Origin of the sequence: Vibrio sp. S12_S33 (assembly GCF_963889785.1) — a bacterium.
GTDB lineage: Bacteria > Pseudomonadota > Gammaproteobacteria > Enterobacterales > Vibrionaceae > Vibrio > Vibrio aestuarianus.
This window is the reverse complement of record NZ_CAWPQZ010000002.1, coordinates 172,598-184,886: the sequence shown is the minus strand read 5'-3', so window position 1 is coordinate 184,886 and position 12,289 is coordinate 172,598. Positions and strand designations below refer to the sequence as shown.

Below are 12,289 nucleotides of genomic sequence, written 5' to 3'. Positions count from 1 at the left end.
GCTGGTTTTATTCAATTTGTTTAATTTGCAGCTCTTTCGGTACTTCAAAAAACATATTTTCTTCACGTCCTAGAACCTCTTCAACACTCTTTGCACCAAGATTTTTAATTCTTTGCAGAATTTGGTCGACTAACTCTTCAGGTGCAGAGGCTCCGGCTGTTACGCCAACCTTTTGCTTTCCATCAAACCATTTAGGGTCAATGTCTTCAGGGCAATCAGTCAAATAACCTGGTGTCCCAAGTTTTTCCGCCAGCTCTTTCAAACGAGTGGAGTTAGATGAATTTTTCGATCCAACCACTACGACTATATCCACCTCTTGAGCAAGATGACGTACTGCGTCTTGACGATTTTGCGTTGCGTAACAAATATCATCTTTACGAGGACCTTGTATATCAGGAAAGACTTCACGCAGCTTATCAATGACATCGGCCGTTTCATCAACAGACAAAGTTGTTTGGCTAACATAGTGCAAATGGCTTGGGTCTTTTACTAGCGCCTTAAGTGCATCGACATCTTGTGGGGTTTCCACCAAATACATGCCACCTTCTTGGCTAGCGTATTGCCCCATGGTACCTTCAACTTCAGGGTGTCCAGCGTGACCAATCAGTACCACTTCCATACTTCTGCGACTAGCACGAGCCACTTCCATATGCACTTTAGTAACCAGAGGGCAAGTTGCATCAAACACAGTTAAAGCGCGCTCTTGAGCTTCCTTTCTCACCGCTTGTGACACACCATGAGCCGAAAAAATGACGATATTGTCATCGGGTACTTCGTGTAAATCTTCAACAAAAATCGCACCACGTTGCTTTAGCCCCTCAACAACAAAACGGTTGTGAACCACTTCATGTCTAACATAAATAGGTGGTTGATATAACTCAAGTGCTCGCTCAACAATGCTGATTGCACGATCAACACCGGCACAAAAACCACGAGGGTTTGCTAACAATATTTTCATTTCATTGCTCATTGAATGGGTTATCACTGGTAACGAATACTAATAACAGTAAGTAAGTGTTCAGAAATAGCGTAGGAAAAATGCTTGATAACAAGGCAGGATTTTTCGATAAATAGTAATTCTACCATCAAAAATTCTAACGCCGTTATCGAGTGTTTTAACAAACTAAAATGACCCGTTATTTACTACGATTGGTATAATTATTCTACAGACAAGATTTCAACATCAAAAATGACATCTTGCCCAGCCAGTGGGTGGTTAAAATCAACCGTCACAGAATCACCCACAATGGCCGTAATAATACCGGGAATTTCCATCCCATCGCGGCCGCTGAATGCCATGATAGTGCCTACTTCTACTTCGGCATCACCAACAAATTTAGCGCGATCCATGTAGTGAATATTGTCTGGATTTGGCAGACCAAATGCATCTTCAGCACTAAGCTCAATTGACTTTGATTCGCCAGCACTAAGGTTAAATAAGCAATGTTCAAAGTTTTCACTCAAACTGCCATCACCAATCACTAATTTAGCTGGTTTCCCCATGTTATGAGTACTATCAGCGACAGAGCCATCTTTTAATTTAATGGTGAAATGTAGGGTCACCGCACTATCTTGCTTTATCGTCGTCACGTTACGTCTCTTATTATTGATGGAAGAAATCAGCGCCATAATCAAGTATCGAATACACTAAGATACGCTCATTCCATACCGATATTATTTTAGATACGAAGAGTAAACAAAAAGCGCCACCTGAATCAATAGATAGCGCTTAGGGTTATTCAATTTTCTGTCGATACTTACTTTGCATCGTCTTTTTTACGAAAACCATCCAAGATGATCATCGCAGCACCAATGCAGATAGTACTGTCTGCTATATTAAATGCTGGCCAGTGATGATTACCCCAGAAAAAATCAAGATAATCAACAACAAAACCATGCACCACTCGGTCAAAGACATTACCGACTGCACCGCCAATAATCATCGCATATGCGATGTTATTCCACTTTTCTCGCGCCGGTAGTTTACTCATCCAGTACGTAAGTAAAGCAGTGACTACAAAGGCAATACCTGAGAATAACCAACGTTGCCAACCAGCTTGGTCACTTAAAAAACTAAATGCAGCACCATAATTATGCACATACAGAAGGTTAAAGAATGGTAGAACCTCAATGCGACTCTCCCAACCGTAACCCATGTTTTCCATCACCAGCAATTTAACGCCAACGTCAACGGTAAACACCAGCAGCGCTAGCCATAGCCAGCGCACGCCCGATTGTTTTAATGTAAGCGTCTGCTCAGTCATATTGAATCCCGATATTATTAAGCGAACTTACGTACTTCGCCTTCACCATCAAGGTTCGACACGCAGCGACCACAAATAGTTTCATGACCAGCAATAGTGCCAACATCTGGAGTGTGGTGCCAACAACGATCACACTTTTCAGCTTCAGTAGCGTTGACTTGAACAAACAAACCTTCGATATCAGCCGCATGAGCCGCTGTTGTTTTTTCACTAACAGGCTTAACTTCAGCTTTTGAAGTCAGCAGCACAAAGCGCAGCTCATCTTCCAATTTGTTGATTTTCGCCGCCAGTACGTCGTCAGCATAAAGTGTCACTTCCGCTTGCAGTGCACCACCGATGATTTTCTCTTTACGAGCATCTTCAAGTAATTTGTTTACTGCACCACGAATGTTTTGGATTTCAGCCCAAAATTCATTATTCAACTCTTCACCTTCAGCAAGATCAAACAGACCTTGATACCATTCACCCGTGAATACAAACTTATCACGTGCGCCAGGCATTTCATTCCAGATTTCATCAGCGGTAAATGACATGATTGGGGCCATCCAACGAACTAAAGCTTCTACAATGTAGTAAAGCGCCGTTTGGCAACTACGTTGAGCATGACCACCCAATTTCGCTGTGTACTGACGATCTTTAATGACATCAAGGTAGAATGAACCCATTTCGATAGAGCAGAAATGCATTAAGCGCTGAGTCACACCATGCGTATTATATTCTTCGTAGGCTTTTACGATTTCTTGTTGAGCTGCAAATGCACGACCAACAGCCCAGCGATCGAGCGCTACCATTTCTTCTGCTGGAACCAAATCTGTTTCTGGGTTGAAACCGTTCAAGTTCGCTAGGAAGAAACGTGCTGTGTTACGGATACGACGATAGGCATCCGCAGAGCGTTTTAGGATTTCATCAGAAACCGCAACTTCACCGGTGTAATCAGTAGAAGCAACCCATAGACGCAAAATATCAGCGCCCAATTTATTAGTCACATCTTTTGGTGAAACCACGTTACCAATAGATTTCGACATCTTACGGCCGTTGCCATCAACCACAAAACCATGAGTTAACACTTGCTTGTATGGCGCTTCATCTTTCATCGCAATCGATGAAATTAACGACGATTGGAACCAACCACGGTGTTGGTCAGAGCCTTCGAGGTACAAATCAACAGAATGACCGTTGAACTCTTCGCGAGAATCGACCACCGAATAGTGAGTCACACCAGAGTCAAACCATACGTCTAAGGTATCTAGCACTTTTTCATATTTGGCTGCATCTTCTGCGCCCATAAGATCAGCGGCATCAAGATCCCACCATGCTTGAATACCTTTCTCTTCTACCAACTTCGCTACTTTTTCGATAAGCTCTGGGCTATCTGGATGTAGCTCTGCGGTTTCTTTATGTACAAACAGAGCGATAGGTACGCCCCAAGTACGTTGGCGAGAAATACACCATTCAGGGCGACCTTCAATCATACCTTCAATGCGGCTTTGACCCCATTCTGGCATCCATTGAACACCTTTGATTGACTCAAGTGCTTTTGCACGCAAGCCAGCTTGATCCATTGAGATGAACCATTGCGGTGTTGCACGGAAGATGATTGGCGTTTTGTGTCTCCAACAATGTGGGTAGCTGTGCTCATAAGCGTGATGATGCAACAACGCCCCTTTCTCTTTTAAAACCTCTAAAACAGACTCGTTGGCTTTGAATACATGTTGACCTGCAAATAGCTCAGTGTCTGGCAAATAAACACCATTAGAACCAACAGGGTTTGCTACTTCAAGGTTATACTGTTTACCAATAATAAAGTCTTCTTGACCGTGACCTGGTGCTGTGTGAACCACACCGGTACCTGAATCGGTAGTGACGTGATCACCAAGGATCGCAGGAACTGTAAAGTTATAAAATGGGTGATTGAACTGAATAAGTTCAAGATCTGCACCTTTGGCAAACCCAAGGTTATGGAAATGCTCAATACCAACACGGTCCATTACACTTTTCGCGAGTTCGGAAGCAACGATAAGACGCTGTTGCTGCTGTTCACCTTTTGCTTCAACTTGGATCAATACGTATTCGAGATCATCACGTAGACAGACAGCGCGGTTCGCTGGCAGTGTCCAAGGCGTTGTCGTCCAAATAACAATAGAAATATCACCCTGACCAACATGATCATTTGCTAACGTGAATTTTTCTAGCAAAGCGGATTCATCAGCGGCAGTAAATTTCACATCGATAGAAGGCGATACTTTATCTTTGTATTCAACTTCCGCTTCAGCCAATGCCGAACCACAGTCTGTACACCAGTGAACAGGTTTGAAACCTTTGAATAAGTGCCCGTTGTCGGCAATTTTACCTAATGCGCGGATAATATTCGCTTCTGTGCCGAAATCCATGGTGCGGTATGGTTTGTCCCACTCACCCATGATTCCTAGGCGCTTGAAGCTTTCTTTCTGACCTTCAACTTGGCCAGCCGCATACTTACGACATTCGTCCCGAAATTCAGAAGCAGAAATTTTCTGACCCGGTTTACCTTTCTTCTTTTCGACCATTAATTCAATCGGCAGACCATGACAGTCCCAGCCAGGAACATATGGCGCATCAAAACCAGAAAGGGTTTTTGATTTAATAATAATGTCTTTAAGAATCTTATTTAGTGCGTGACCAATGTGAATATCGCCATTCGCATAAGGAGGGCCGTCGTGCAGTACGAAAGATTTTTTACCTTTCTTAGCTTTACGAATTTCACCGTAAAGATCTTCTTTGTACCAACGCTCAAGCATTTCTGGTTCACGATTTGCCAGATTGCCACGCATTGGAAACCCTGTTTCAGGTAAGTTCAGGGTATCTTTATAATCACTCATCGATTCTTAATTCCGTTATATTGGGCGAAGTTAGACATTATTTAATCGGTGGAATAATCCGATTAATTCTTTAGCTGATGCAACCACACCCTTGCAGCATCAGCATCCAATTCAATTTGTTGCTTTAACGCTTCGAACGATTCAAATTTCTTTTCATCTCGAAGCTTATGTAAAAGTGCCACTTCTAACTGTTTACCATATAAATTGGCATGAAAGTCAAATAAGTGCACTTCAAGTTGCTGACGAACCCCATTGACTGTCGGCCTTTGACCAATATTAGCGACACCGCCAATTGGCTGTTCACCAAGACCAAAAGCCTTAACGACATAAACACCAGAGACTGGTGAAACGCAACGTTTTAATGGAATATTCGCTGTGGGAAAACCAATGGTTCTTCCCAACTTTCGGCCATGAGAAACACGACCGCTGATACTATAATCTCGACCTAGCATTTGAGCGGCCGATTTAAGATCATCACCTGCTAGAGCATCTCGGATAGCGGTACTGCTCACACGAAATTGCTGTAAACAAAAACTTTGGGTACTGACAACTTCAAAGCCAAATTTAAGTCCGGCTTGTTGCAGCATCGCAAAATTTCCCTGACGGTTTTTACCAAAGCAAAAATCGTCACCAACCACCAGAAACTTAACACCCAACTGAGCAACCAACAAGTCGCGAATAAAGACTTCTGCATCCAAGTTAGCAAAATGATGGTTAAAATTCACACACAATAAGCGATCAATAGACAATTTACCCAATTGTACAAACTTGTCACGTAGTCGTGTTAACCGAGCGGGTGCATTTTGCTTAGCAAATAATTCCAACGGTTGAGGTTCAAACGTCATTACCACTGAAGGAAAACCTAATAGCTGAGCTTTTTCAGATACTTGGTTCAACACTTGCTGATGCCCTAAATGAACACCATCAAAGTTGCCGATGGTTAATACACAACCATTATGCTGTGATTTAATATTATGAATGCCGCGGATCAATTCCATTGGAAAATGCTTAAAACCTATAATTCTCGATTAACAAGGTGCGAAACCGACGGATTATATACTAATCATCGTTAATCTGTCGCCGCTTTTAAATCTTTTGGCCGTATGCCAAGTACGAATAAACTAACCAAGTAACTCATGGCGCCTATAATAATTAACATCATTAATGTCATAGTTCGTTGGGTTAAATCCCACTCTAACCATTGGCTCATTTCATCAAGTTGCCAAATAATTACCGCCACCATTGCAGCACCAGCTATCACTAAACGGATAATAAAACTGATCGTTTTCATCGTCACTTGGTAAACACCCTGCTGGTGCAATCCTCGGTATAGCAGTGCCATATTGATAAAAGCAGAGAGCGAAGTCGCTAACGCTAAGCCAACATAGCTAAAATGCCATGCTAACATCGCATTAAATACCATGTTCGACACCATAGCGATAATGCCATACCGCACTGGTGTTTTCGTGTCTTGACGCGAGTAATAGCCGGGCGCGAGTACTTTGATCAACATGAAACTAATCAAACCCAAACCAAATGCATACAGCGATAGCGCCGTTTGATTGACATCATTTGGCGAGAATTCGCCCCGCATAAACAGCACCATCAGCATTGGCTTCGCCAGTACGATCAATCCAAGCATGGCAGGGATACCAAGTAAACAGACCATGCGCACCCCCCAATCCATCGTTTGAGAAAAGCCTTCACGGTGTGAATCAACATGCTTACGCGACAACGCAGGCAAAATCACTGTTGCAATAGCAATACCGAAAAGACCTAACGGGAACTCAAGTAAGCGGTCAGAATAGTAAAGCCAACTAATTGAGCCAGTCTGTAAAAAACTGGCAATGAAAGTATCAAGCAATAAGTTGATTTGGCTGACCGACACACCAAACAGCGCAGGCAGCATTAAGGTGCGAATTTTGACGACACCTGGTTCATTCCATCCCCATTTTGGTCGCACAAATAAACCCGCTTTAACCAAAAATGGAATTTGGAATAGAAACTGCACTAGGCCACCAAGAAAAACACCGATCGCCAACCCGATTTCAGGCTGCTGCAATTGCGGTGAAATAAACCAAGCAGAGCCGATGATCATCACGTTCAAAAAAACAGGTGTAAAAGACGAAACCGCAAATTTACCTAGCGTATTAAGGATCGCCCCAGACAAGGCAACAAAGGTAATAAACCACAAATATGGGAAAGTAATTTTGAGCAACAGGCTAGCTAACTCAAATTTATGAGCATCAGGTCCATCATTTAGCCAATCTAAAAACCACCCCGCGCCAAACAATGCCGTCACTGCGCCAGAACATAGGATGCCCACTAAGGTTACTAGAGTGATGATAACTCCTAGCGTTCCTGATGCTTTAGCAATCAATTCGCGGGTCTTATTGATATCACCAGAGGCATGATACTCCGTTAATACCGGAACAAAAGCTTGCGAGAATGCGCCCTCAGCAAACAATCGACGTAAAAAATTAGGAATTTTATTAGCAAAGAAAAATACATCGGCACTCGCACCAGCCCCCATTAAGTTCGCGACAACCACATCACGAACTAGGCCCAACACACGAGAAATCAACGTCATAGCACTGACAATCATGCCAGATTTAAGTAGGCGTTTGCTCACTGTTACCTCGGAAAACACACCAAAACATCATTATCCTTCACCAGACATAAGGAATGTCAGCGAGAGAGCAGATAAGTATTAGCATTGGAAAAAAAATACTGTTAGAATCCACGCATCTTAACCGCGATGACCTTCCTATACCAAAATTTGTTTGGCCTAGAACGGTTTTTGCACAAATCATTTGACAATTGAGAGCAAATACGGGATATTCCCGGCCCTTAAATTGTCACCGAACTAAGTTTTTGGGAGTTAGACCCTTGGCAAATAGTAAATCTGCTAAGAAGCGCGCTATCCAAGCTGAGAAACGTCGTCAGCACAATGCTAGTCGTCGTTCTATGATGCGCACTTACATGAAGAAAACCATCGCAGCTATCGCAGCTGGCGATAAAGAAGCTGCAACTGCTGCATTTGCTGCAGTTACACCAATCCTAGACCGTATGGCGACTAAAGGCCTTGTTCACAAGAACAAAGCTGCACGTCATAAGTCTCGTTTCGCAGCAGCAATCAAAGCTCTATAATTTAGACTTGATTCCAAGCGAATAAAAACCGGCTAACGCCGGTTTTTTTATATCTGTTCAAAACACACTACTTAAAATAAAGTATTTACTCTAAAGTGAATGTAAAAAAAATCCGAACAACATCAATGCATCGTATCGGATTCTGTCATTATTTATTTAATAGTTAGTTACAATATAAACCGTGTAATAGCTCAATCATTGCTTTAACCTCGTCACTACTCAGTGTGTAGTAGACTGTCTGTGCTTCTTTTCTCGTATCAACAAGACCATCTCTTCGGAGCCACGCTAAATGTTGAGAAAGTGCTGATTGACTCAGCTCTAATTTGCCACACAATTCACCAACAGATAATTCTTGATTATGTAATAGACACAGAATCTGTAAGCGTCTTTCATTAGCCATGGCTTTTAATAGCACAACGGCTTTGGCGGAATTTTTTTCTATTTCTTGTAGGTTCATAAGTAAGCCCCCCCTAGAACAACTTCTTATATCAAACACATCACAAGTTTGCATATTTCCAAACCTAGCAGGCTATTAGTTACATAGGTGAGTCTTTGACTCACTATATAGTATTAGTTTTTATTCCGCTTACGACTGCGATCATTCAATTAACTTTCATAAAAGCAATAGAGGCGTCTAACCTGTTTAGTTTGGTATTGCTTGGCAAGCGATAACTAATAGTTTTGGTGGATGGTGTGATAGTAATCTATTTATCATCAGTAATAAAACGGTCATACAAACAATTTACTAAAATCTGCGTCACAAACATTTTTCACCGCTGGATGTTGTATCATCCTTTCGGCAAAAATAACGTAGTACTCTTCTTTCAAATCATCAATTTGACCAATTAATTGCAACGGAAGATCATCACCAACTTCACTCACATACAGTGAAGGTGCGAGGAAAATAACGTCATGGTGATAGCGAGCAAAAGCTTTCATTAGCGCGACATCATCAAATTCACCAAGAATATTCGGCTGCAAGCCTTGGCGATCAAACCACTGTAGAACATTGCGCCCCATTGCGGTTCGACTACCGGGGATCAATAGCTTTCTTTGCTCCAAAATTGCTGGAAAAGAGGCATCACCTAAATGACCAGAACAGAAAAAACTCATGGAGCTTTCTCCCAGCTTTTTACTAAACAGCCCAGGACTTTGGCTTGAATTGACCGGACAATCGGAGAGGATCATATCCAACTTATGTTGTGAAAGTTGCTCTAGTAACATTTCATGAGTCGACTCAAAACAGCGTAAGTGGATACTATTATCCTTCGGTACTGTCGTCAGTAATATCTTACTCACTAAACGTTTAGATAACGCATCTGCAACGCCAACATCAAACAACAAATTAGAACGTTGGCTATAATTTACAATATCGAGCATTTCATAGCTCAAGCCAAACATCCGATCTGCATACTTAAACACCAACTGGCCTAACTCGGTTGGTTCAATGCTTCTTCCATTACGCTTAGTAAGCTTGCCATCCATACGCTCTTCAAATGCTTTTATTTGCCCGGTTACCGTTTGAGGTGTAAGGAACAAAGCCTCTGCTGCTTTAGTTACTGAGCCTTGTTTGCATACCATCCAAAAATAGTAAAGATGATTGTAATTGAGGTGAGACATGACTAGGTACTCGATACGATTAATGCAGCGTTTATATCAAACTCAGCATTGATGATCAATAAACTCGAAAAAACCGAAATGTAAACACGGTTAGTCATGGTATAACCGATCAATTTCAATTTTAAGATGACGATAACGCAATCAATATACTGAAAAAAATTATTATTTATGATGTTAATCACACACGTTCACAACTTTAAATAAATACATATTTTCAATTGGTTAGCGTGATAAAACATCATCAGAATACTGGCTGCCGCCGCTATAAGTATTAAAATAATCAATATCAATATTTCTGTCATATTAATGAAATATTTCCGCTCTACTATCGCTTTCAGATTCAACAACAGACCGCATGATGTAATAAATAGGTCAATGGAGAAAATGATGATTAACCAAGCGACTACTACTGCCGCACCGATTTCGAGTACCACTCGTTGGTTGCGTTGGACGAACTTGGCATTCATGCTTTACTTACTGTTACTTGCCGTAGCAATGGTGGGTAGTGGCTTCAAATGGGCGACAGGAGATCAAGCAAAGGTTCTGTTTGAATTTGCTTCGCATCCAATCGCGGGGTTGATGATAGGCTTAGTTGCAACAGCGCTGATTCAATCTTCAAGCACAGTAACCTCTATAATTGTCGGTCTTGTGGCTGGTGGCTTGCCTGTCGAGACAGCCATTCCAATGGTCATGGGTGCAAACATTGGTACGACAGTGACTAACACGCTTGTTAGCCTTGGCCATGTTCGCTGCCAACAAGAATTCAAACGTGCTTTTGCTAGCGCAACCATTCATGACTTTTTTAACCTATTAGCCGTACTCATTTTCCTACCGTTAGAAATGATGTTTGGTATTTTAGAGAAAATTTCACACTGGTTAGTTTCACCGTTACTGGCAACTGGTGATATGAGCATGAAAGGCCTTGACTTCATCAAGCCAATAACAAAACCAGTCGTCAACGGCTTACAATCTCAGCTATCTGTGTTTGGTGACACAATCGGTGGTATCGCACTTATTGTACTTGGTATCGCAACGATCTTTGTTGCTATCACTGCCATGGGTAAACTAATGAAAAGCTTAATGGTCGGTCGAGCTAAAGAACTGCTAAAGAATGCGATCGGCCGTGGACCACTACACGGTATTCTTTCAGGTTCAATTGTAACCGTATTAGTGCAATCTTCATCCACAACAACAAGCCTAATGGTACCTTTAGTCGGAACTGGTGTACTAAAAGTTCGTGATGTATACCCATTTACGTTAGGTGCAAATATTGGTACTTGTATTACAGCGCTACTCGCGGCTACTGCGGTATCCGGTGAGTTCGCCGTGTTTGCCTTACAAATTGCACTGGTACACTTAACCTTTAATATTCTGGCCACCGTAGTGATTTACGGCATTCCATTCTTACGTGAACTGCCGATGAAAGGCGCTGAAAAAATCGCGGAGATGGCAACTAAGAATAAAGCAGTTGTGGCGGGTTACTTAATTTCGGTATTCATCGTTATGCCTGGATCAATACTGGCACTGACCGCTTAAACGAAAAATTTAGTGAAATAAAAAATCCCCGCAACACCATCCGTTGCGGGGATTTTTTTATTGGCTGAAATGATTACACAGAGAACGGATATTGTATCGCTTCATGGCATTGGTAACCTTCCACCCAGAAATCATCCAATGTCACCCACGTTTCTAAGTCTTGCAATGAAGTAATTTTAGGGTTGATATGAAACTGAGCAGGAGCAAGTGGTTCACGCTTCAACTGAACATCACGCATTAACTCTAGTTGATCTCCGTAAATGTGAGCATTCACTATTTTGTGATATGCCACTCCCGCCTTTTTCCCCGTAATTTGCGCCATAATCGCAAGAAAAACGTAGACCTGCACCATATTAAAATTCAAACCTAACGGAACATCACAAGAGCGTTGAGTACTGTTGAGATACAGAGTATCGCCTAGAAGCGAAAAATGGTGGCTATACATGCAAGGACGCAAACACCCCATATGAAACTCACCAGGGTTATAAAAATTGAGAATTTCGCCCCGATCATCAACACCTCGAGTTAAGTCATCAACAATTTTGCGCAGTTGATCCACATGCCCGCCATCAGGCTTTGCCCATGCTCGACCTTGAACTCCGTATACTCGCCCCATATCGTCTTGCCCTTTGCGGTATGGGTTGTTCAACCATGCTTCGTTAAGGTTTGCATTTGCATCCCAAGTTTTGGTACCCAACTTACGAAAGTCTTCCGCATTATCATAGCCACGAATATAACCAAGCAGTTTTATACCACACAAAAAATGCACAATACGACTGATTGAGTGAGTGAATAAGCACTTTTATAGGTGTGCATTTAAAATATTGCACAGTTACCCAGGGATTTTTTGGTAAGGCAAAC

General features: G+C 42.1%; 10 protein-coding genes and 1 pseudogene. 2 read left to right on the top strand and 9 right to left on the bottom strand.

Annotated elements, in window-relative coordinates:
- Positions 1–7 precede the first annotated feature (7 nt).
- From ispH to murJ, 6 genes are all read right to left on the bottom strand, one after another.
- On the bottom strand, positions 8–970 hold the full coding sequence (ispH, locus tag AACW06_RS01880; protein ID WP_192073756.1) for a 4-hydroxy-3-methylbut-2-enyl diphosphate reductase: 963 nt from the start codon (positions 968–970) through the stop codon (positions 8–10).
- A 188-nt stretch (positions 971–1,158) separates the two neighbouring features.
- Positions 1,159–1,590 carry an FKBP-type peptidyl-prolyl cis-trans isomerase gene (gene fkpB / locus AACW06_RS01875; protein ID WP_192073755.1) on the bottom strand — a complete coding sequence of 144 codons (432 nt, stop codon included), beginning with the start codon at positions 1,588–1,590 and terminating at the stop codon, positions 1,159–1,161.
- Positions 1,591–1,757: 167 nt separating this feature from the next.
- Positions 1,758–2,264: a signal peptidase II gene (lspA, locus tag AACW06_RS01870; RefSeq protein ID WP_192073754.1), complete on the bottom strand. Its 507-nt coding sequence runs from the start codon at positions 2,262–2,264 to the stop codon at positions 1,758–1,760.
- Between the two features lie 17 nt (positions 2,265–2,281).
- Positions 2,282–5,122 carry an isoleucine--tRNA ligase gene (gene ileS, locus AACW06_RS01865; protein ID WP_192073753.1) on the bottom strand — a complete coding sequence of 947 codons (2,841 nt, stop codon included), beginning with the start codon at positions 5,120–5,122 and terminating at the stop codon, positions 2,282–2,284.
- Positions 5,123–5,184: 62 nt separating this feature from the next.
- Positions 5,185–6,120: a bifunctional riboflavin kinase/FAD synthetase gene (gene ribF, locus AACW06_RS01860; protein WP_176246533.1), complete on the bottom strand. Its 936-nt coding sequence runs from the start codon at positions 6,118–6,120 to the stop codon at positions 5,185–5,187.
- Between the two features lie 71 nt (positions 6,121–6,191).
- The gene (gene murJ, locus AACW06_RS01855; protein WP_192073752.1) at positions 6,192–7,754 is read right to left on the bottom strand and encodes a murein biosynthesis integral membrane protein MurJ; all 1,563 of its coding nucleotides are present in this window, start codon (positions 7,752–7,754) and stop codon (positions 6,192–6,194) included.
- Between the two features lie 257 nt (positions 7,755–8,011).
- On the opposite strand from murJ, the gene rpsT reads away from it, so the two are divergent.
- Positions 8,012–8,272, top strand: coding sequence for a 30S ribosomal protein S20 (gene rpsT, locus AACW06_RS01850; RefSeq protein ID WP_053311233.1), 261 nt, complete (start codon positions 8,012–8,014; stop codon positions 8,270–8,272).
- A gap of 163 nt (positions 8,273–8,435) precedes the next feature.
- Here the strand turns inward: rpsT and AACW06_RS01845 are convergent, their stop codons facing one another.
- Together AACW06_RS01845 and nhaR are read right to left on the bottom strand one after the other, a co-directional pair.
- Positions 8,436–8,729: an ArsR/SmtB family transcription factor gene (locus AACW06_RS01845; protein WP_192073751.1), complete on the bottom strand. Its 294-nt coding sequence runs from the start codon at positions 8,727–8,729 to the stop codon at positions 8,436–8,438.
- Between the two features lie 272 nt (positions 8,730–9,001).
- Positions 9,002–9,892: a transcriptional activator NhaR gene (gene nhaR / locus AACW06_RS01840; protein WP_192073750.1), complete on the bottom strand. Its 891-nt coding sequence runs from the start codon at positions 9,890–9,892 to the stop codon at positions 9,002–9,004.
- Between the two features lie 387 nt (positions 9,893–10,279).
- Between nhaR and AACW06_RS01835 the strand changes: the two genes are divergently transcribed.
- Entirely contained in the window at positions 10,280–11,428 is a 1,149-nt protein-coding gene (locus AACW06_RS01835; RefSeq protein WP_192073773.1) for a Na/Pi symporter, read from the top strand.
- Between the two features lie 73 nt (positions 11,429–11,501).
- Here AACW06_RS01835 and AACW06_RS01830 read toward each other — a convergent pair.
- Positions 11,502–12,176, bottom strand: a pseudogene (locus AACW06_RS01830) (thymidylate synthase); the annotation flags it as partial.
- Positions 12,177–12,289: the final 113 nt, after the last annotated feature.

Bases quoted from the DNA above. Each gene is read 5' to 3' on its own strand.
- ispH (WP_192073756.1), bottom strand. From the start codon at position 970: ATGAGCAATGAAATGAAAATATTGTTAGCAAACCCTCGTGGTTTTTGT.
- lspA (WP_192073754.1), bottom strand. From the start codon at position 2,264: ATGACTGAGCAGACGCTTACATTAAAACAATCGGGCGTGCGCTGGCTA.
- ileS (WP_192073753.1), bottom strand. From the start codon at position 5,122: ATGAGTGATTATAAAGATACCCTGAACTTACCTGAAACAGGGTTTCCA.
- ribF (WP_176246533.1), bottom strand. From the start codon at position 6,120: ATGGAATTGATCCGCGGCATTCATAATATTAAATCACAGCATAATGGT.
- AACW06_RS01845 (WP_192073751.1), bottom strand. From the start codon at position 8,729: ATGAACCTACAAGAAATAGAAAAAAATTCCGCCAAAGCCGTTGTGCTA.
- nhaR (WP_192073750.1), bottom strand. From the start codon at position 9,892: ATGTCTCACCTCAATTACAATCATCTTTACTATTTTTGGATGGTATGC.
- AACW06_RS01835 (WP_192073773.1), top strand. From the start codon at position 10,280: ATGATTAACCAAGCGACTACTACTGCCGCACCGATTTCGAGTACCACT.